This window comes from Streptomyces saintjeani, assembly GCF_055409605.1.
In genome coordinates, this window is the sequence record NZ_CP189624.1 from 8,997,188 (window position 1) to 9,017,198 (window position 20,011).

Annotated in this window: 15 protein-coding genes; 7 read left to right on the plus strand and 8 right to left on the minus strand. The window is 72.7% G+C overall.

Features of this window, described 5'->3' with window-relative positions; translation table 11 throughout:
* The first annotated feature begins 13 nt into the window (after window positions 1-13).
* Window positions 14-2,125 (plus strand): MMPL family transporter, encoded by a 2,112-nt coding sequence (locus ACQCO7_RS40300; RefSeq protein WP_464076480.1) that lies wholly within the window; start codon window positions 14-16, stop codon window positions 2,123-2,125.
* An 84-nt stretch (window positions 2,126-2,209) separates the two neighbouring features.
* Complete coding sequence (locus ACQCO7_RS40305) at window positions 2,210-3,502, plus strand: AfsR/SARP family transcriptional regulator (protein WP_464076481.1); 1,293 nt, start codon at window positions 2,210-2,212, stop codon at window positions 3,500-3,502.
* 43 nt (window positions 3,503-3,545) lie between these two features.
* Here the strand turns inward: ACQCO7_RS40305 and ACQCO7_RS40310 are convergent, their stop codons facing one another.
* The 6 genes from ACQCO7_RS40310 to ACQCO7_RS40335 are packed head-to-tail and all read right to left on the minus strand — an operon-like array spanning window position 3,546 to window position 10,867.
* Window positions 3,546-4,550, minus strand: coding sequence for a class I SAM-dependent methyltransferase (locus tag ACQCO7_RS40310; RefSeq protein WP_464076482.1), 1,005 nt, complete (start codon window positions 4,548-4,550; stop codon window positions 3,546-3,548).
* Complete coding sequence (locus tag ACQCO7_RS40315; RefSeq protein ID WP_464076483.1) at window positions 4,547-5,629, minus strand: type III polyketide synthase; 1,083 nt, start codon at window positions 5,627-5,629, stop codon at window positions 4,547-4,549. The genes ACQCO7_RS40310 and ACQCO7_RS40315 overlap by 4 nt, the downstream gene beginning before the upstream one ends.
* Window positions 5,630-5,686: 57 nt before the next feature.
* Complete coding sequence (locus ACQCO7_RS40320) at window positions 5,687-7,039, minus strand: nitrosuccinate lyase (protein WP_464076484.1); 1,353 nt, start codon at window positions 7,037-7,039, stop codon at window positions 5,687-5,689.
* A complete protein-coding gene (locus ACQCO7_RS40325; protein ID WP_464076485.1) occupies window positions 7,036-9,174 on the minus strand; it encodes an FAD/NAD(P)-binding protein in 2,139 nt (712 codons plus the stop codon). Before ACQCO7_RS40325 ends, ACQCO7_RS40320 begins: the two co-directional genes overlap by 4 nt.
* Before the next feature lie 11 nt (window positions 9,175-9,185).
* The gene (locus ACQCO7_RS40330; RefSeq protein ID WP_464076486.1) at window positions 9,186-10,331 is read right to left on the minus strand and encodes a DegT/DnrJ/EryC1/StrS family aminotransferase; all 1,146 of its coding nucleotides are present in this window, start codon (window positions 10,329-10,331) and stop codon (window positions 9,186-9,188) included.
* A complete protein-coding gene (locus tag ACQCO7_RS40335; RefSeq protein WP_464076487.1) occupies window positions 10,328-10,867 on the minus strand; it encodes a cupin domain-containing protein in 540 nt (179 codons plus the stop codon). Before ACQCO7_RS40335 ends, ACQCO7_RS40330 begins: the two co-directional genes overlap by 4 nt.
* 280 nt (window positions 10,868-11,147) lie before the next feature.
* On the opposite strand from ACQCO7_RS40335, the gene ispH reads away from it, so the two are divergent.
* Together ispH and ACQCO7_RS40345 are read left to right on the plus strand one after the other, a co-directional pair.
* Complete coding sequence (gene ispH, locus ACQCO7_RS40340; RefSeq protein WP_464076488.1) at window positions 11,148-13,181, plus strand: 4-hydroxy-3-methylbut-2-enyl diphosphate reductase; 2,034 nt, start codon at window positions 11,148-11,150, stop codon at window positions 13,179-13,181.
* A gap of 23 nt (window positions 13,182-13,204) precedes the next feature.
* Window positions 13,205-14,818, plus strand: a complete 1,614-nt coding sequence (locus tag ACQCO7_RS40345; RefSeq protein ID WP_464076489.1) for a class I adenylate-forming enzyme family protein — start codon at window positions 13,205-13,207, stop codon at window positions 14,816-14,818.
* Here the strand turns inward: ACQCO7_RS40345 and ACQCO7_RS40350 are convergent.
* Both ACQCO7_RS40350 and ACQCO7_RS40355 read right to left on the minus strand, forming a co-directional pair.
* Complete coding sequence (locus tag ACQCO7_RS40350; protein ID WP_464076490.1) at window positions 14,795-15,151, minus strand: DoxX family protein; 357 nt, start codon at window positions 15,149-15,151, stop codon at window positions 14,795-14,797. The genes ACQCO7_RS40345 and ACQCO7_RS40350 overlap by 24 nt on opposite strands.
* A gap of 120 nt (window positions 15,152-15,271) precedes the next feature.
* Complete coding sequence (locus tag ACQCO7_RS40355) at window positions 15,272-15,634, minus strand: hypothetical protein (protein ID WP_464076491.1); 363 nt, start codon at window positions 15,632-15,634, stop codon at window positions 15,272-15,274.
* A 33-nt stretch (window positions 15,635-15,667) separates the two neighbouring features.
* On the opposite strand from ACQCO7_RS40355, the gene ACQCO7_RS40360 reads away from it, so the two are divergent.
* Genes ACQCO7_RS40360 through ACQCO7_RS40370 form a run of 3 tightly spaced genes read left to right on the plus strand, consistent with a single transcriptional unit; the run spans window position 15,668 to window position 19,978 of the window.
* Window positions 15,668-17,236: a phytoene desaturase family protein gene (locus tag ACQCO7_RS40360; protein ID WP_464076492.1), complete on the plus strand. Its 1,569-nt coding sequence runs from the start codon at window positions 15,668-15,670 to the stop codon at window positions 17,234-17,236.
* 55 nt (window positions 17,237-17,291) lie between these two features.
* A complete protein-coding gene (locus tag ACQCO7_RS40365) occupies window positions 17,292-18,404 on the plus strand; it encodes an NAD(P)H-dependent flavin oxidoreductase (protein ID WP_464076493.1) in 1,113 nt (370 codons plus the stop codon).
* Window positions 18,401-19,978 (plus strand): acyl-CoA synthetase, encoded by a 1,578-nt coding sequence (locus ACQCO7_RS40370; protein WP_464076494.1) that lies wholly within the window; start codon window positions 18,401-18,403, stop codon window positions 19,976-19,978. The genes ACQCO7_RS40365 and ACQCO7_RS40370 overlap by 4 nt, the downstream gene beginning before the upstream one ends.
* Window positions 19,979-20,011 lie beyond the last annotated feature (33 nt).

Genomic DNA, 20,011 nt, shown 5'->3' on the forward strand with positions numbered 1-20,011 from the left:
TGGAGACACACGCATGCTGCGAAAACTGGCCGCCCTGCCCAGCGGAAGGGTGGGCAAATGGGTCGTCATCGCGATCTGGGCCGTGCTCCTCGTCCCCGCGCTGATGCTCGCCGGGAAGCTCGGTGACGCCGAGGAGAACGACAACTCGGCCTGGCTGCCGGGCAACGCCGAGTCCACCGCCGTCGTCGAGCGCGCCCAGAAGCTGATGCCCGCCGACACCGTCCCCGCGATCGTCGTCTACGACCGGGCCGCCGGGACCACCCCCGCCGACCTCGCCAAGGCCCGCGCGGACGCCACCGCGTTCAAGAGCATCACCAACGTCGTCGGCGAACCCCAGGGCCCCGTCGTCTCCGAGGACGGCAAGGCCCTCCAGACCGTCGTCCAGGTCCGCAAGGACAAGACCGGCTGGGAAGGGCTCGGCAAGGTCGTCGACGCCATGACCGACGTCGGCAAGAAGGACGCGGCCGGGCTCGGCTTCCACGTCGCCGGGCCCGCCGGGTACGGCGCCGACTCCATCAAGGCGTTCGGCGGAGGCGGCGCGCTCACCACCATCACCGCCCTGGTCGTCGTCGCGATCCTGCTGCTCACCTACCGCAGCCCGCTGCTGCCCCTGCTGCCGCTGCTCACCGTCGGCGTCGCCCTCATGGCGGCGGAGGCGTTCATCTACCTCCTCGCCGAGAACGCCGGACTGGTCGTCAACAAACAGACCAGCTTCATCCTCGTCGTCCTCCTCTTCGGCGCCGCCACGGACTACGCGCTGCTGCTGATCTCCCGCTACCGGGAGGAACTCGCCCGCCACGAGGACCGGCACGAGGCGATGGCCGAGGCCCTCTACCGCTCCGGGCCCGCGATCGTCGCCAGCGCCGCGACCGTCGCCGTCAGCCTCATGCTCCTCACCCTCGCCGTCCTCAACTCCACCAAGGGCATGGGCCCGGCCTGCGCGATCGGCATCCTGGTCGGCCTGCTCGCCATGACGACCCTCATGCCGGCCCTCCTCGTCGCCTGCGGGCGGTGGATCTTCTGGCCGAAGAAACCCGCGTACGGCGCCGAGGCGCAGCAGCGGGAGAGCGTCTGGGACCGGGTCGGGAACGTCATCTCCGGCCGGCCCCGCCTCGTGTGGGCCGGGACCGTCCTCGTGCTCGGCGCGATGGGGCTCGGGGCGCTCGGGCTCGACGCCTCCGGCCTGTCCAACAAGGACCAGTTCACGAACAAACCGCAGATGGCCGTCGGCGAGGAGATCCGCGCCGAGCACTTCCCGGCCGGCTCCGGCGACCCCGTCCACGTCGTCACCAAGGCCGACGCCGCCGCCCAGGTCAGGACGGCACTGGCGGCCGTACCCGGCATCACCGGCGTCGGCGACCCCGTCGTCAGGAGCGGCGAAGCGGTCCTGCTCGCCCAGCTGAAGGACGAGCCCAGCAGCGAGGCGGCGATGGACACCGTCGGCCGCGCCCGCACCGCCGTCCACAAGATCGAGGGCGCCGACGCGCAGGTCGGCGGCTCCACCGCGATCATGGTCGACACGGAGAACGCGGCGGCCCGCGACTCGAAGGTGATCATCCCGATCGTCCTCCTCGTCGTCCTGCTCATCCTCGGCCTGCTGCTGCGCGCCGTGGTCGCGCCGCTGCTGCTGATGGCGACCGTCCTCCTGTCGTTCGGCGCCGCCCTCGGCGTGAGCAGCCTCGTCTTCGAGCACGTCTTCGGCCTCGCCGGAGCCGACTCCTCGTTCCCGCTGCTCGCGTTCGTGTTCCTCGTCGCCCTCGGCATCGACTACAACATCTTCCTGGTCACCCGCGTCCGCGAGGACGCCGCCCTGCACGGCACCCGGCGCGCCGCGCTCACCGGCCTCTCCGCCACCGGCGGGGTCATCACCTCGGCGGGCGTCGTCCTCGCCGGCACGTTCGCCGCGATGGCCTCCCTGCCGCTGGTCTTCGCCGTCGAACTCGGCTTCGCCGTCGCGTTCGGCGTCCTGCTCGACACGCTCGTGGTGCGCTCGGTGCTCGTCACCGCGCTCACCCTCGACGTGGGCCGCTGGATGTGGTGGCCCAGCAAGCTGTTCCACCGCCGCGACGACGCCGGTACGGCGGCGGGCGAGAGCGGGCAGGTACCCGCCTACAGCGGCAGGTGAACCGTCTCTGCCACGGCGATCCCGCCGGGGTCCCGTGGCAGGGGCGACCGCACGCACGGAAACACGGCAACGGGGGCAAGATCCATGCACACGGAGACGAGGGACAGGGAACTCCGCCGCGACACCACGACGGAAGGCACCGGTGCGCGGCGCATCGCGGAACTCGAACACGAGGTCCGCGAACTCAGACGCGCCAACGAGACACTCAAGCAGTACGTCAGCAAGGCACTCGACCTCGACACCGGGCCCCGGCGCCGGGACCGGCCGGACACGCGGCCCTCCGGGCGGGACGTGGATCCGGACCAGGCGGACGGTCGGCCCTCGGGCCGGGACCTGGACCCGGACTGGGAGCAGTGGCGGGACCGGGACCGGCCGGACGTGCGGTCGTCGGGCCGGGAGCGGGACTGGACGGGCGGGAAGTCTTCGGGCTCGGACCCCGACTCGGAGCGGGCCCGGAACCCGGACCGGCCGGGCGGGCGCTCCTCAGGCCGGGACCTGGACTCGGAGCCGGCCCCGGACCGCGCCCCGGACCGGGACAGGCCCGGCGTGCGGCCCTCGGCGCCGGACCCGCGGCACCCGCCCCGCACCCCCGCGCCCGCCACCGGCGTCGAGTTCCGCGTCCTCGGCCCCGTCGAGGCCGCCGTCGACGGCCGCCGGGTCGACCTCGGGGCGCCCAAACAGCGCGCCGCGCTCGTCCTGCTGGTCAGCCAGGTCGGGCAGCCCGTCTCCGTCGACGCCCTCGTCGACGCCCTGTGGGAGGGCCGGCCCCCGCAGTCCGCGATCACCTCGCTGCACGCCTACATCGCCAACCTGCGGCGCGCCCTCGAACCCCACCGCGCCCCCCGCACCCCGGCCACCGTGCTGTGCACGCGCGGACGCGGCTACCTCCTCGACAGCCGGGCCGTCGAGGTCGACGCGCACCGCTTCTGGGAGCACGCGACCGCCGGGTGGCAGGCCCTCGACCGGGGTGATCCGCAGCGCGCGCTGTACGCGTTCGAGGCGGGCCTCGGGCTGTGGCGGGGGGAGGCGTACGCGGAGGTCGCGGGCGCGCCGCACGTCGCGCCCGAGGCGGTGCGGCTGGAGGAGCTGCGGCTGTCGGTGGTCGAGGGGAGGTGCGCCACGCTCATCGCCGTGGGCAATCACGAGATGGCGGTGCCTGAACTGGTCGCCTTCACGCAGGCTCATCCCCTGCGGGAGTACGGCTGTGAGCTGCTGACTCTCGCGCTGTACCGGTCGGGGCGGCAGGCCGACGCGCTCTCGGTGCTGCGGGCTCACCAGAAGAAGATGGTGGAGGGGCTCGGGATCTCGCCGAGCCCGGCGCTGCAACATCTGGAGCTGGAGATCCTGCGGCAGGCACCGGAGCTGGAGCGCTCCTGACCTCCCGGCGCGGTGACCCTCCCGGGGGCCACCGCGCCGCTCGTCACCGGGCCAGGACGAGGGTCGTCGGCGACGGAGTCTCCACGAACCGCACCTCCTCGAACCCGGCCGCCGTCAGCCACGCGTGATAGTCGCTCCGCCGCCAGGTCGAGCCGTGGCGGCTCTTCAGGAGCATCTCCCCGGCGAAGGTCAGCGCGAAGGCGGGCCCGCTGCGATCGTCGTCGGTGATGTAGTCGGAGACGACGAGCGTGCCGCCCGGCCTCAGGGCCCGCCGGATGCGGGCGAACACCGCCTGATTGTCCTCGGGCCCTTCCTGGTGGGCGATGTTGGAGTACATGACGACGTCGTGCTCCCCGTCCCCGAAGTCGACGGTGTGGAAGTCGCCGTCCACATGCCCGACCCGCTCGCCCACCCCCTGCTCGGCCAGCAGCCGCCGGGCGATGGCGTTGATCGGCGCCCAGTCGATCTGCGTGGCACGGGCGTCGGGGTTGAGGCCGAGCCACACCGCCGAGCACACCCCGGAACCGCCGCCGACGTCCAGGACCGAGATCTTTCCGGCGTCGGCAAGACCCAACTCCTCGGCGGCGATGTGCGCGACGGGCACGGACTGCGCGGCGATCGCCTGGACCAGGTTCTCCCAGTGCGGGTTGTCGGCGACCTCCACCACCGCGTCCGACACCGGACCGCCCGCTCTCACGACGTCCGGCAGCGCGGCCAGCGACCCCAGGTGGCCCATCTTCAGCCGCGCGAACGCGGCCAGCGACGCGGGCCGGCCCGGGACCAGGAACGCGGACGCCTCACGGGAGTTGCGGTAGTTGCCGCCGGCCACCTCGACCAGCTCCAGCGCCACCAGCCCGTCCAGCAGGGCCCGCGCACCACGCACCGCGATCCCGGCCCGCGCGGCCAGCTCCTCGGGGGTGCCGGCGCCGTCCTCCAGGTGCGTGAACAGGTCGTACGTCGCCGCCGTACCGAGGACCCCGGTCGCCCAGTAGCCGTTGATCAGCCGCATCACGCGGTCCGAAGTGGGCGCGGTGTCGTGGTCGTTCATGCGGTCCTCCCCGTGGAGTGGTGGTCGTCGACCCAGGTGCCGAGGGCCATCTCGGCGGTGATGCCGGGGCCGAACCCGGCGATCAGGCCGGTCGCCCCGGTGGGCAGCGGGCCTTCCTCGAACCGCCTGCGCAGGGCGTCGAGGACGACGGCGCTGGCGATGTTCCCGTACTCGGTGAGCGTCCCCCAGCTGTGCCGGAAGACCGAGCCGTCGACCCCGAGGTACTTCGCGAGGTCGTCCAGGATGCGAGGGCCGCCCGCGTGGATGACGTAGAAGTCCAGGTCCCCGGCGTCCCAGCCGTGACCGGCCGCGAGGGCCTTGAGGACCGGCGCGAGCGGCTCCATGGTGCCCGGCACCCGGCGGTCGAGCTGGAAGTGGAACCCGGTGTCCCGGACGGCGTACGAGATCCAGTCCTCGGTGTTCGGGATCAAGTACGAGGCGTTGCGCGCCAGTTGGACACCGGTGACGCCCGGTCCGCCCCGGCCGCGGACGACGGCCGCCGCGACCGCGTCGCCGAACAGGCCGTCCGACAGCAGCGAGCCGATGTCGTCCGCGTCCGGCTGGTAGCACAGGGAGCACAGCTCGCACGACACGATCAGGACGTTGCTGTCCGGGTGCGCCGCGCAGAAGTCGTGGGCCCGGTTGATCGCCGCGCCGCCCGCCGCGCAGCCCAGCTGGGCGATGGGCAGTTGCCGGGTGTCGTAGCGCAGGCCCATCGTGTTGATCAGCCAGGCCGTCAGCGAGGGCATCATGAAGCCGGTGCACGACACGTAGATGATCGCGTCGATGTCCTCGGCCCGCAGCAGCGCGTTCGCCAGCGCCTCCTCGATCGCGTCCGGGCAGCGCTTCTTCGACTCCATCTCGTAGATCCGGTTCCGTTCCTCGAAACCGGGGTGGGACAAGGTCTTCTCGATGGGCTGGACCAGGTGTCGTTTCTTGACCCCGGTGTTCTCTATCAGCCGGAGCGCGAGCGGCAGTTGCGGTTTTCCCGCGTGTGCCGTGCGGGCGAAATCCAGGGTCTGTTCCATCGTGATGACGTATTCCGGTACGCGCACCGCGGGCTTGCAGAGAATGGGCATGTCCGGCATTCGCCTCTCAGCAGTAGGGGAATTCTCGGAAAGCGTTTGTTCGGAGGGTCAATGCCGGACGACGTCCTCGTCGACCAGCAGGGCGGCGGCGCCCGTGTACGCGCCGGGGTCCAGCAGGCGGGAGATCCGGTCGGCCGTCAGATGCGCGGTGACCTCGGGCAGTTCGCCCAGGACGTCACCGAGGGCGCGCCCGCCGCGGTCCGCCTCCGCGGAGGCTTCGGTCACCACCTCGCGGGCGCGGGCCTTGCCGAGCGGTCCGGCGAGGGCGGCACAGATCCGCTCCGAGACGATCCGGCCGCCGGTCAGCTCCAGGTTCGCGCGCATCCGGTCGGGCCGGACGACCAGGCCCTCGGCCAGCTCCACCGCCGTGTGCGCGGCGCCCCCGGCCAGCCGCAGGCACTCCCGCAGCAACTGCCACTCGGCGTGCCAGACCCCGGCCGACCGCTCGTCCTCGCACACGAGACACTGCGTCAGCCCTGCCGCGAGCACCGGGACCTGGAGCGCGGCGCTGCGCAACAGGGTCGCCAGCACGGGGTTCTGCTTGTGCGGCATCGCGGACGACGCGCCCCGCCCCGCCGGTGAGGGTTCGGCGACCTCGCCGACCTCGGTCCTGGCCAGCGACTGGACGTCCACGGCGATCTTCCCCAGCGCGCCGGTGGTCAGCGCGAGGACGGCCGCGAGGTCGGCGATCGGGGTGCGCAGCGCGTGCCAGGGCAGGGGCGGCCGGGCGAGGCCCGTCTCCACGGCGTACGCGTCGAGCAGCGGTCCCACCGGCCCCGCTTCCTGATAACCGGCGAGCGTCCCGGCGGCCCCGCCCAGCGAGAACGGCAGCCCCCCGTCCAGCAGCGCCGCCACCCGGTCCCGGGCGTCCAGCACGAGCCGCCGCCAGCCGGCCGCCTTCAGCCCGAAGGTGGTGGGTACGGCGTGCAGGGCGAGGGTCCGCCCGGCCAGCACGGTGTCCCGGTGCCGCACGGCGAGCACGGCCAGCGCGGCGGCGGTCCGCTCCAGGTCGGCGCGGACCAGGGAGAGCACCCGGCCGGCGACGAGCATCGCGCCGGTGTCGAAGACGTCCTGGCTGGTCGAGCCGTGGTGGACGTACGCGGCGGCCTCGGGCGAGGTCCCGGCGACGGCCCGGGTGAGGGCGCCGACGAGCCCGACCACGGGGTTCGCGGTCTCCCGCGCGGTAAGGGCGAGGGCCCGGACATCGAACCGCTCGGCGCGGGCGGCCTCGGTGATGACCTTGGCGGCTTCGGAGGGGATGACCCCGACGGCGGCCTGTGCCCGGGCGAGCGCGGCCTCGGCGTCGAGCATGGCTTGCAGCCAGGCGGTGTCGGAGGTCGCCGCCTCGGCGGGGGTGCCGGCGCGGACGGGGGCGAGGAGGCCGAGATCGTGATCGGTCATGCGGACGCTCGCAGGGTTGGGGGCGAGGGGGGTGATGCGGGGGAGGGGGCCGGGGTGTCGGCGGAGGGTGTGCGCGTGGGGTTTGAGGGCGCGGCGGGGAGTTCCGGCGCGGGACGGGCGCGGGAAGCCGAGGTGCTGGCGGGTGGTGTGCGCGTGGGGTCCGAGGGGGCGGTGGGAGGTTCCGGTGTGGGGCGGGAGAAGGGGGTCGGTGAGGCGGCCGGGGGAGCCGAGGGCGCGAGGTCGGCCGGTGCACCGACAGGCGGCGTCCGCGCGAGGCCCTGTCCTGATGCCGTGTCCGACGACACCCCGGGACCCCCCGCCGTCTCCGCCCCCCTGGGCCCCAGCGCCAGCACCGCCCGCGCCACCGCATCCGCGTCGCCCAGGATCATCGAGTCGACGCCCGGCCGGATCCCGGCAGCGGTCACCCAGTGGACCCCCTCCGTCGGCACCCCGAGCGCGAACCGGCGTGGATGGGCCCGCCCCGTCGCGTCGACCAGTCGGTACGGGCGTTCCGTGACGGCCAGCCCCCGCGTCGCGACCTCCGTCCCGCAGGTCCCGGCGATCGAGAACCGCCTCGCCCGCCCGGACTCCAGCAGCCCCCGCAGCAACGGGTCCGCCGTACGCGCGAGGTCCGGCTCCGGCAACCGTGCCTCGATCAGCGCGGTCGCCCGTACCGGCGGCCCCGGTACGACACCGGAGACGACGCTGAACCCGTCCCCGGCCGACACCCGGACCTCCGGCCCGAGGATCTCCACCACCCCCGCCTCGATCAGCGCGACCAGCTCCGCCACCCGCGAGACCGGCGGCCCGATGGACAGGAACGCGTTCAGCGGGGTGTACCAGCCCTGGACGTCGTCCCGGTACGAACCACCCTCCAGCCGCCCGTGATCGACGGCGGCCCGGATCTCGTTGCGCAGATCCCGCAGCACGTCCAGGGCGGCCTTCAGCGGCCCGCGTACGTTGCCCGCCCTGGCCGCACGGACGTCGTCCGCGAGATGCCCCAGGAGCCACGCCCGGTACGCGTCCGGGGAGCTCAAGTCTCGCCCGAGCCAGGGCCGCGCCACCCGCTCCCAGTCCCACCGCTCACCGGCCGAGACCCCGGCGGCGTCCAGAAGCCGCGCCTCGGCGGCACGGTCGGGCGCCGCCAGGAACTCCCGCACGAAGGATTCACGCGAGGCCAGCAGCGTGCCGTAGTAGACGCTCTCGACCTCCTTGGCGATCAGCGGCCACAGATCGGCGGCGAACGACAGCCGCTCCCCGTCCTCGGCCCGCCGGTGCAGCCGGGCGACGGCCGCGAGGGTCAGCGCACGAGGCTCGTGACGGCCGTACGCACCCTTCTGGTTCTCACCGCGCGCGTGGTACGGCACCCCGCGCCGGGACCCGGCGACGATGCGCGGCTCCCGCCCCGAAGGCTCGTAGCGCAGACGGCCGGCGTCCCGCACGAACGCCCCGCCCCGCTCCTCCGTGAGCAGCGCGAGCACGTCGAAGAAGTTCAGCCCGAGCCCGCGTACGAAGACCGTCTCGCCCGGCGCGATCGGGGACAGGTCGAGGTCGGCCGGGTTCGCGGGGCCGAAGTAGCCGGCGAGGCGTGGTTCGCCGGGCGCGGGGCGGACGGGAAGGTGCCCCTGCGCCAGGACCACCGCGTCCACGCCGGTCAGTTGAGTGCCGTCGGCCAGCGACAAGGACTGCGTGCCGTCCGCCGCGTCGTCGAGCGCGACCGCAGACGTACGGTGCTCCACGACAGTGACATGCGCGGGCGCGGCGTCCTGCACCGTACGGAACACGTGCTCCAGGTACGCCCCGTAGAAGGCCCGCGTCGGATAGTCGTCCGGCCCGAGCCGCTCCGCCCCGGACGGCAGAGCCGCAGCCCACTCGTACAGGCTCGGCCCCTCCTCCACGGGGCCGTCCATCGTCACCGTGTGGTCGGTGAACATCGTGACCTGCGAGGCGACCGTGTTCATCAGCAGCCGCCGCGACTGATCCGTACGCCACACCTTCCCGGCCCCCGGCGGGTACGGATCGACCACGTGCACGGTCACCGCCTCGTGCGCGGGCGACTTCCGCTCGTTCGCGCACAGCCGCTCCAGGACGGACAGCCCACGCGGCCCCGCTCCGACAAGACAGACGACAAGCACGGGCTCTCCTGTCAGGACGTGCGGACGTTGTTCTTGAGCTCCGCCCGCAGCACGTCCACGACCCGCTCGACCTGGTCGTCGCTCAGCTCGGCGTGCATGGGGATCGCGAGGTTGCGATGGAAGAGGTCGGCGGAGACGGGGCAGCTCTGTACGGCGTCGTAGACCGGCTGGAGGTGGCTCGCCCAGGTGCCGTGCCCGCAGCCGATGCCCTGCGCGCGCAGCGACGCGGCGAGGGAGGAGCGGTCGACGAGCGGGGAGAGCGTCACGAGGTAGGACTGCCAGGCGTGGGTGCGGTCGTCGGGGACGTACGGCAGCGTCAACAGGTCCTCGTCGGCGAGGAGTTCGCCGTACCGGGCCGCGACCGCGCCGCGCCGGGCCAGGAGTTCGTCGACCCGCTCCACCTGGACCTGGAGGATCGCGGCGGCGATGTCGGAGAGCTTGTAGTTGTAGCCGATGTCGGTGAACGTCGGGATCGGCAGGCCGACCACCTGCGCCTGGTCGTAGATGCTGCCGATGCCGAACGACGACCGCAGCCGCGCGTCCGCCCCGATCACCGGATCGGCGGCGAGCAGTGCCCCGCCCTCGCCGCTGCTGGCGCCCTTGCGGCCGTGGAAGGAGAGGCAGGCCACCGGCGCGAGCGCGCCCGCGGGCCGCCCCCGGTAGGTCGCGCCGACCGCGCAGGCCGCGTCCTCGACGACGAACAGTCCGTGCCGGTCGGCGAGCGCCATCAGCTCGTCGTAGTCGGCGGGCAGGCCGACCGTGTCCACGGCGATCACCCCCACCGTGCGCGGCCCGATCAGCGCCTCCACCGCCTGCGGATCGACCGTGCCGGTGTCGGGCCGCACGTCCGCGAACACGGGCGTCGCACCGACGTAGCGCACCGCGTGCGCCGGGGCGGGGAACGTGTAGTCGGCGACGATCACCTCGTCGCCCGGCTCGACGCCGAGCGCCAGCATCGCCAGGTGCAGCGCCGCGCCGCAGTTGCTCAGCGCGACCGCGTCGCCGACGCCGTACCGCTGCTTGAGCTGCGCCTCGAACGCCTTGCCGCGCGGGCCCTGCCCGGCCGGCCAGCCGGAGGCGAACACCTCGGCGACGGCGGAGAGTTCGCGGGCGCCGAGGCTCGCGTGGACGAGGGGGACGCTGTCGTTGGTGGTCACGGGGCGAGAGTCCTTTCTGCGGGCGGGGTGAAGCGGAGCGGGGTGATCTGCTGGACGTCGTAGCGCCGGCGCATCCGCTCGACCGCCTCGGGGTCCACCGAGGGACCGGCGGCGAAGATCTCGACGATCTCCTCGAAGTACCGCTCGTGGTCCGGCGAGGGGGAGCTCTGGAAGAGCATCCGGGCCGGGACGTCCGAGGCGTTGCGGAAGGCGTGCGGGGTGCCCGGCGGCACGAACATGCAGCTGCCGGTGACCGCCCGGACGGGACGCTCGCCCTTCGGGGACTCCCAGCCGTGCCAGGTGTCCCCGGTCCGCTCGGCGGGCTCGAACGCGAACAGCTCCAGCTCGCCCTCCAGGACGTAGAAGAACTCCTGGGACGCGCTGTGCGCGTGCGCGCCGACGTCGAATCCCGGCGGCACGACCACCTCGAACACGGAGGAGGAAGAGCCGTCCGCCGCGGTGACTTTGAACGTCACGTCCTGCGCTTTCGTGACGAGTTTCCTGCCGTGTCCTGGCGGGACGATCAGACCGCTCATGGAGTGTCGCTCTCTGTGGAATGCGTCGGTGGAGTGCGTCTGCGGAATGCGCCCTGTGGAATGCGAGCGGCGCGGAGAAAGCCGGACGGCGGAATTTTGGGCCGGTGGTCACGGCCGATTCCCCAGTGAGAATGCCAGCGCCGACTTGGTGGCCGATTGGCGCCCGCTTGCCGCCAAGCCGGGGCCAACTCGCCGCGTATTCCCCGGCAAGAGGCCGTGCCGAAGATGCGGTTGCGCACGGATTCCAGAATCCGGTCCCGACCACCCCGAGGGGGAAACCATGCAGTCCGCCACCGCACCGCCTGGAGTGCTGCTCGCCGCGCCACGGGGGGCCTGTGCCGGAGTGCACCGGGCCATCGCGACCGTGGAACGCGCGCTGGAGATCCACGGCGCGCCCGTGTACGTCCGCAAGCAGATCGTCCACAACGAGCACGTCGTGCGTGAACTGGAGGGCAAGGGCGCCCGGTTCGTCGACTCCGAGGAGGAGGTGCCGCCCGGCGCGGTCTGCGTCTTCTCCGCGCACGGAGTCTCGCCGCAGGTCCGCGACAACGCCCGGGGGCGTGACCTCACGGTCGTCGACGCGACGTGCCCGCTGGTCGCCAAGGTCCACCAGGAGGCGATCCGGTACGCCCGCACCAAGGACACGCTGATCCTCATCGGGCACGCCGGCCACGAGGAGATCGAGGGGACGTACGGGGAGGTGCCGGAGCGGACGGTCGTCGTCGCGGACGTGGCTCAGGCGCGGCGGCTCGAACTGGCGCCGGGGGCGAGGGCCGCGTACCTGACGCAGACGACGTTGTCCGTGGACGACACCGCCGAGATCGTGGCCGTGCTCAAGGAACGGTTTCCCGGGCTCACCGGGCCGGGTGCCGACGACATCTGTTACGCGAGCCAGAACCGGCAGAACGCCGTCAAGGCGATCGCGGGGCGCAGCGACCTCGTCCTCGTCGTCGGGTCGGCGAACTCCAGCAACTCCCTGCGGCTGGTGGAGGTCGCGCGGGCCGCCGGGACGCCCGCGCGGCTCCTGACGGACCCCGCGCTTCTGGACGCGGCCTGGCTGACGGACGTCCGCACGGTCGGACTCACCGCAGGGGCGAGCGTGCCTGAGGCGCTGGTGGAACAGGCGCTGGGGCGGCTCGCGGAGCTGGGGTTCGAGGATGTCGAGACGGAGGAGACGGTTGTGGAGAACGTGACCTTCAAACTGCCGGTCGAACTGGAGGAGTTGGGGGAGCCGAGAAGACTGGGGGAGCCGGCGGAGCTGGAGGTGTCAGACGCCGCGCGCCAGGCCGAGGAGACCTGCGCCGAGCTCCTCGACCGCGTCGACCGGCGCATCACCGGCATCCTCGACGCCGAGGCGGCGCAGTGGAGTTCCGTCGACCCCCGGGCCGCCGTACCGGTCGGCGTCGTCGCGGAGCTGATCGCGGCGGGCGGCAAGCGGCTGCGCCCCCTGTTCTGCGTCACCGGGTATCTCGCGGCCGGCGCGGACGGCGACGAGGACACCGTCGTGGACGCGGCAGCCGCCCTGGAACTGCTGCACGCCTTCGCGCTGCTCCACGACGACATCATCGACAACTCGCCCACCCGGCGCGGCGATCCGACCGCCCACGCCGCGTACACGGACCTGCACGCGCGGCGCGGCTGGGCGGGGGAGTCGCGCCGGTACGGCGAGGGCGTCGCGATCCTCGCCGGGGACCTCGCCCTGAGCTACGCGAACCGGCTCGCGGGCGCCCTGACCGGCCCGGCGGCGCAGGTCTGGCACGAACTGGTCACCGAGATGATCGTCGGCCAGCAACTGGACGTCGCCCTCGCCGCCGAGGCCGTCCCCGACGAGGCGCTGGCCCGCTGGGTCGCCGTCTGCAAGTCCGGCCGCTACACCATCCACCGCCCGCTCGCGCTGGGCGCGGCCCTCGCCGGACGCCCCGCGCTGTACGGCGCGTTCGAGGCGTACGGCGTCGCGGCCGGGGAGGCGTTCCAGCTCAGGGACGACCTGCTCGACGCGTTCGGCGACGAGAAGGTCACCGGCAAGCCCGCCGGTCTGGACCTCGACGAGCACAAGATGACCCTGCTGATCGCGCTGGGCGCGGCGAAGGACCCGGAGGTGGCGCGGCTCGTCGAGGAGAGCCGGCACACCGACTGGAACCCGGCCGCCCTGCACACCGCCCTGCTCGCCTCCGGCGTACGCGCGGACGTCGAGAAGCGCATCGACGCCCTCGTCACCGACGCCCGCACGGCCCTCACCGGCGCCGCACTGCCCGACCCCTGGCGCCTGCGGCTCGAAGAACTCGCCGACATGGTCGCCTACCGCGACCGCTGACGACTCCCGAAGGACCCCCTGCCATGAGCACACTTCTGTACCGACTGACCCCCAGGCCCGACCACGCCGCACTCCACCGCAAGGGCCTCTACCTCGGCGTCGTCCCCCAGGCGGCGGCCCGCGTGCGCGGCGCGATGCCGGTGGTCCTCGACCACGACCTCGACGTCCTGCCCGACGCCGGACGCGAACTGACGGTGGCTCGACTCGCGGCCCACGTCGCGGACATGGCCAACCGCCTCGCCGTCGCCGGAGTCCGGCGCGGCGGACACGTCGTGATCTGCAAGGCCCCCAACTTCGACCTCTGGCTCCTCGCGACGGCCGTCGAACGCCTCGGCGCGGTCCCGGTGATGCTCTCCCACCACCTCGACTCCGAGGCCCTCTCCGCGCTCCTCGCCCGCCTCGACCGGCCGTACCTGATCACCGACGGCCCCAAGCTCAGCTCCCTCACCGAGGACGGCGTCGGCCTGGACACCCTGACCCGGGGCGTGCTCGGCGTGGGCGACGCCGGTCCCGGAGCGGTCCCGCTAGCCTCCCTGGACGGCTCGGTGCCGGTCCGCCCGGTGCTGCGCGGCCTCGACGAACCGGCGATGATCACCCACACCTCGGGCACCACCGGCCTGCCGAAACTCGTCGTCCACACGCCGCGCACGATGCGCTCCCGGCTGCGCCCCCAGATCTTCCTGCTCGGCCTGATGCGCAAGCGCGGCACCGTCGCGATCCACACCCCGTTCGGCCACTCCCGGACCTTCGCGGCGATGTCCCTGTGCCTCCTCCAGGGCATGCCGCCGCTGCTCGTCAACAACGGCACCCCGGACGCCGTCGCCACGTTCTTCGCCGCCCGGCGCCCGTGGCTGATCGAGGCGTTGCCCAACACCTTCCTCGCCTGGGAGGAACTGGCCGACGACGCGCGCCGCCCGTTCGCGTCCGTCAAGTACTTCAGCAGCACGTTCGACGCGATCCACCCGCGCACCGTACGCCGCCTGCTGCACGCCTCCACGCAGCGCGCCCAGTTCTTCCAGATCTACGGCCAGAGCGAGGTGGGCCCCGCGGCGGGGCGCCCGTACTTCCGCCGGTTCGCGCACCGCATGGACGGCCGCTGCGTCGGCTACCCGCTGCCGGGCAGCGCCCGGGTGCGGCTGGTGAGCCGGGACGGGCAGCGGCCCTCGCAGGACAACCCCGGGTTCATCGAGGTGCGGTGGGACGGCATCGCCAAGACGTACCACGGCGAACAGGAGCGGTACGACGCCAACCTGACCGACGGCTGGTGGCGCACCGGCGACGTCGGCTACCGCACCCGGTTCGGCTGCCTGCACATGCTGGACCGCGAGTTCGACGCGATCGACGGCGTCGGCAGCAGCCTGGAGATCGAGGACGTCCTCCTCGACGAACTCGCGGAACTCGCCGAGGTGGTCGTCGTGCAGGGGCCCGACGGCGAGGCGGTCCCGGTCGTCTGCACCCACCACGACGAGCCGCTCGACCTCGGCCGCTGGCGCGCCGCGACCGCCGGGTACCCGCAGCTCGCCGAGCCCGTCCAGATCCCGCTGGCGGAACTCCCGCGCACCGCCACCCTCAAGACGCGCCGCGTCGAACTCTCCCGGCGCCTCGCGGCCCGGCTACCAGGGACCGTGGTCGAGTAGCCCGAGGACGAGGATCGCCACCGCCGTGGCGAGGAAGACGATCCCGCCCACGATGTTGCGGGAACCCACCCGCACGTGGGCGATGATCGCCCCCACGAAGTACAGGATCAGGCCGATCGCGGCCAGTGTGCCCAGCACCGGCACCGCGAGCCCGGCCAGCAGTCCGGCGGTGCCCGCCGCCAGCAACGACCCCAGGACCGGGACGTACTTGCGGGGGATGCCCTTCATGTCCGCCTGGGTCTTGGGGTACTCATGGCCGATCAGGTACGTGACGGCGGCGGCACCGTTGAAGACCGCGCCGATGATGGTCATGGTGACGAAAGCGGTGGACAAGTTCTCTCCGCATCTTTGAGGACGACCTTGCTGAGCACCGTACCGAGATGCCCCCCGAGCGCTGATGATCGTACAGGCGACGGCCCGCCAAGTCTCGGTGACCAAGCGCTACTTGGGGTCCTAGACCACGTCCCAGCCGTGCTCCCGGTGCGCGGGTTCCGCCTCGCTCACCGGCAGCCACTCCAGGTCGTACACGGCGTCGCCCATCCGGAACACGCCGGCCGACCAGTCGGCGAGTTCACCGTCGACGTCCTCGCCCCGCACCACGCCGTCGTCGGCGGTCAGCGTGCCGGAGGAGCCCACCGGCCACACCATCCACTCCGGCAGCTCCTGCTCACTGGTCACACGCCGGCGCCACAGCCACCCCGTGTACTCCCGCCAGACGTCCACCCGGGTGACCAGCAGCCCGACCTCCTGCCGGTCGGCGAACACCCTCGCCGCACCCCGTCGATACGGTTCGAGCCGCACGTCACGCGTGATCACACTCTCGCACCCCCACCCGTGCTACCAAGAACCATGTCTGTACACGAAGCATCCCACGCGTACGACGCCGTCATCGTCGGCGGCGGTCACAACGGCCTTGTCGCCGCCGCCTATCTGGCCCGCGCCGGGCGGACGGTGCTCGTGCTGGAGCGGCTGGAGAGCACGGGCGGCGCGGCGGTCTCCACGCGGCCGTTCGCCGGGGTGGACGCGCGCCTCTCGCGGTACTCGTACCTGGTGAGCCTGCTCCCCGACAAGATCGTCCGGGACCTCGGCCTGAGTTTCCGCGTCCGGTCCCGCGACATCTCCTCGTACACGCCCGTCGAGCGTCACGGGAAGCCCACCGGCCTCCTCGTCGGCGGCGGCGACCACCGCACCCGGGACGCCTTCGCACAACTCACCGGCTCGGACCGGGAGTTCGAGGCGTGGCAGCGGTTCTACGGCCTCACCGGGCACGTCGCCCGGCGCGTGTTCCCGACACTCACCGAACCCCTGCCCGGCCGCGAGGAGTTGAGGCGCAGGGTCGACGACGAGGAGGCGTGGCGCGCCCTGTTCGAGGAGCCGATCGGGACGGCGATCGAGGAGCGGTTCGCGGACGACACCGTGCGCGGAGTCGTGCTGACCGACGCCCTGATCGGCACGTTCGCCGACGCGCACGACGCCTCGCTGGCCCAGAACCGCTGCTTCCTGTACCACGTCATCGGCGGCGGCACCGGAGCCTGGGACGTCCCCGTCGGCGGCATGGGCGCCCTCACCGACGCCCTCGCCACGGCGGCCCGCGAGGCCGGCGCCGTCCTCGCCACCGGCCACGAGGTCACCAGGATCGACACCGACGGCCGTACGGCGGAGGTGAGTTACCGCACCGCCGGCGGCGAGGGAGTCGCCACCGCCCGCCACGTCCTCGTGAACGCCTCCCCGCAGGCCCTCGCCCAACTCACCGGCGCGTCGCCGCCGGAGCCCGCCGAGGGCGCCCAACTCAAGGTGAACATGCTCCTGAAGCGCCTCCCCCGGCTGAAGGACACCGCCGTGGACCCGCGCGAGGCGTTCGCCGGAACCTTCCACATCGCCGAGGGATACGGCCAACTCGCCACCGCCTACGCCGAGTCGGCCGCCGGACGCCTCCCCGCCGCCCCGCCCTCGGAGATCTACTGCCACTCCCTGACCGACCCGACCATCCTGGGCCCGGAGTTGACGGGCCATCACACCCTCACCCTCTTCGGCCTGCACACCCCCGCCCGCCTCTTCCGCGACGACAACGACGCCACCCGCGAGGAACTCCTCGCCCGCACCCTCGCCCAGCTCGACGCGCACCTCGCCGAACCGCTGGCCGACTGCCTCGCCACCGACGCCGACGGCCGCCCCTGCATCGAGGCGAAGACCCCGCTCGACCTGGAACGCGACCTGCGCCTCCCCGGCGGCAACATCTTCCACCGCGCCCTGTCCTGGCCCTACGCCCAGGAGGGCGACGGGCGTTGGGGTGTCGAGACATCGCACGCGAACGTCTACCTGTGCGGCGCGGGCGCGATCCGCGGGGGAGGGGTGAGCGGCGTGCCGGGCCACAACGCGGCCATGGCCGTACTGGAGCAGGCGGGGTCGGGTTTCTGACGATCCATCAGAAAACCTCTTCCCTCGGACGGCCGTCTGCGGCATCCTGCGCGACATGCAGACGGAGCTGAGCAACCAACTGGGAGTCGAGCACGCCCTTTTCGGCTTCACGCCGTTCCCCGCCGTCGCCGCGGCGATCAGCCGGGCCGGCGGGTTCGGCGTGCTCGGCGCGGTCCGCTACACCGCCCCCGACGACCTGAAACGCGACCTGGACTGGCTGGACGAGCACGTGGCGGGACGGCCGTACGGACTGGACGTCGTCATGCCGGCCAAGAAGGTCGAGGGTGTCACCGAGGCCGACGTCGAGGCCATGATCCCCGAGGGGCACCGGCAGTTCGTGCGCGAGACCCTCGCCAAGCACGGCGTGCCCGAACTCGCCGAGGGCGAGGTGTCCGGCTGGCGGATCACCGGCTGGATGGAACAGGTCGCCCGCAATCAGCTCGACGTCGCCTTCGACTACCCGATCAGACTCCTCGCCAACGCGCTGGGCTCACCCCCCGCCGACGTCATCGCCCGCGCCCACGCCCAGGACGTACGGGTCGCGGCCCTCGCCGGAAGCGCCCGGCACGCGCTCAAGCACAAGGACGCGGGCATCGACATCGTCGTGGCGCAGGGCTACGAGGCCGGCGGTCACACGGGCGAGATCGCCTCAATGGTGTTGACTCCAGAGGTCGTCGAGGCCGTCGATCCGCTGCCCGTGCTCGCCGCCGGAGGCATCGGCAGCGGCGCCCAGGTGGCCGCCGCGTTCGCGCTCGGCGCGCAGGGCGCCTGGCTCGGCTCGCTCTGGCTCACCACCGCCGAGGCCGACATGCACTCGACGGCCGTCACCCGCAAGCTCCTCGCCGCCGGGTCCGGGGACACCGTCCGCTCCCGCGCCCTGACCGGCAAACCGGCCCGGCAGCTGCGCACCGAGTGGACCGACGCCTGGGACGACCCGGACGGCCCCGGCACCCTCCCCATGCCCCTCCAGGGCCTGCTGGTCGCCGAGGCGCTCTCCCGGATCCAGAAGTACGAGGTCGAGCCGCTGCTCGGGACGCCCGTCGGGCAGATCGTCGGCCGGATGACCGAGGTCCGCAGCGTCCAGGCCGTCGTCGACGACCTCACGCGCGGCTTCGAGAGAGCCGTCGAGCGCGTCGACCGGATCGCCGCAGGAAGGAGCCCCCGATGACCCCCGGTTTCTGGGCCCAGGCCGCGGAGGACCCCGACCGCGTCGTCCTGGTCGCCCCCGACGGCGAGGAGTGGACCGCCGGACGCCTCCACGCGCAGGCCAACCGCCTCGTCCACGGCCTGCGCGCCGCCGGACTCGAACGCGGCGACGCCTTCGCGGTCGTCCTGCCCAACTCCCCGGAATGCATCGTCACCTACCTCGCCGCCACCCAGGCCGGTCTCTACCTCGTCCCGGTCAACCACCACTTCGTCGCCCCCGAGATCGCCTGGATCGTCGCCGACTCCGGCGCCAAAGTCCTCATCGCCCACGAACGGTTCGCCGCTGCCGCCGCCCAGGCCGCCGAAGAGGCCGGCCTCCCCGCCGACCACCGGTACGCCCTCGGCGCCGTCGACGGCTTCCGCCCGTACGCCGAACTCCTCGACGGACAGCCCGAGTCGGCCCCCTCGGACCGCACGCTCGGCTGGGTCATGAACTACACCTCCGGTACGACGGGACGACCGCGCGGTATCCGCCGCCCGCTGCCCGGGAAGCTTCCCGAAGAGACCTACCTCGGCGGCTTCCTCGGGATCTTCGGCATCCAACCCTTCGACGACAACGTCCACTTGGTGTGCTCGCCGCTCTACCACACGGCCGTCCTCCAGTTCGCGGGCGCGTCGCTGAACATCGGGCACCGGCTGGTCATGATGGACAAGTGGACGCCGGAGGAGATGCTCCGCCTGATCGACCGTCACCAGTGCACGCACACCCACATGGTGCCCACCCAGTTCCACCGCCTCCTCGCCCTCCCCGAGGAGGTCCGCGCCCGCTACGACGTGTCGTCGATGCGGCACGCCATCCACGGCGCCGCCCCCTGTCCCGACCATGTGAAGCGGGCGATGATCGACTGGTGGGGCAACTGCGTCGAGGAGTACTACGCGGCCAGCGAGGGCGGCGGGGCGTTCGCGAGCGCCGAGGACTGGCTGAAGAAGCCCGGCACGGTCGGAAAAGCCTGGCCCATCAGTGAGTTGGCCATCTTCGACGACGACGGCAACCGGCTGCCGCCCGGTCAGCTCGGCACCGTGTACCTGAAGATGAACACCGGCGGGTTCGCCTACCACAAGGACGAGCAGAAGACCCGCAAGAACCGCATCGGCGACTTCTTCACCGTCGGCGACCTCGGACTCCTCGACGAGGACGGGTACTTGTTCCTGCGCGACCGGAAGATCGACCTCATCATCTCCGGCGGCGTCAACATCTACCCCGCCGAGATCGAGGCGGCCCTCCTCGCGCACCCGGCCGTCGCCGACGCCGCCGCCTTCGGCATCCCCCACGACGACTGGGGCGAGGAGGTCAAGGCGGTCGTCGAACCGGCCCCGGGATTCACCCCGGGACCGGACCTGACCGCCGCCCTCCTCGCCCACTGCGCCGGACACCTCGCCGGCTACAAACGGCCCAAGAGCATCGACTTCATCACCGAGATGCCCCGCGACCCCAACGGCAAGCTCTACAAACGCCGGTTGAGGGAGCCGTACTGGGCCGACTCGGCCGTGCACACGGACGCGGTCGTGGACCCGGACGGTCCGGAGACCGGGTGACCCCGTGATGCCCTTCTCGCGGAACCGCTTCTG

Excerpts from the sequence above, each read along its gene's own strand:
- ACQCO7_RS40300 (WP_464076480.1), top strand. The coding sequence starts at position 14 with ATGCTGCGAAAACTGGCCGCCCTGCCCAGCGGAAGGGTGGGCAAATGG.
- ACQCO7_RS40305 (WP_464076481.1), top strand. The coding sequence starts at position 2,210 with ATGCACACGGAGACGAGGGACAGGGAACTCCGCCGCGACACCACGACG.
- ACQCO7_RS40310 (WP_464076482.1), bottom strand. The coding sequence starts at position 4,550 with ATGAACGACCACGACACCGCGCCCACTTCGGACCGCGTGATGCGGCTG.
- ACQCO7_RS40315 (WP_464076483.1), bottom strand. The coding sequence starts at position 5,629 with ATGCCCATTCTCTGCAAGCCCGCGGTGCGCGTACCGGAATACGTCATC.
- ACQCO7_RS40320 (WP_464076484.1), bottom strand. The coding sequence starts at position 7,039 with ATGACCGATCACGATCTCGGCCTCCTCGCCCCCGTCCGCGCCGGCACC.
- ACQCO7_RS40335 (WP_464076487.1), bottom strand. The coding sequence starts at position 10,867 with ATGAGCGGTCTGATCGTCCCGCCAGGACACGGCAGGAAACTCGTCACG.
- ispH (WP_464076488.1), top strand. The coding sequence starts at position 11,148 with ATGCAGTCCGCCACCGCACCGCCTGGAGTGCTGCTCGCCGCGCCACGG.
- ACQCO7_RS40345 (WP_464076489.1), top strand. The coding sequence starts at position 13,205 with ATGAGCACACTTCTGTACCGACTGACCCCCAGGCCCGACCACGCCGCA.
- ACQCO7_RS40360 (WP_464076492.1), top strand. The coding sequence starts at position 15,668 with ATGTCTGTACACGAAGCATCCCACGCGTACGACGCCGTCATCGTCGGC.
- ACQCO7_RS40365 (WP_464076493.1), top strand. The coding sequence starts at position 17,292 with ATGCAGACGGAGCTGAGCAACCAACTGGGAGTCGAGCACGCCCTTTTC.
- ACQCO7_RS40370 (WP_464076494.1), top strand. The coding sequence starts at position 18,401 with ATGACCCCCGGTTTCTGGGCCCAGGCCGCGGAGGACCCCGACCGCGTC.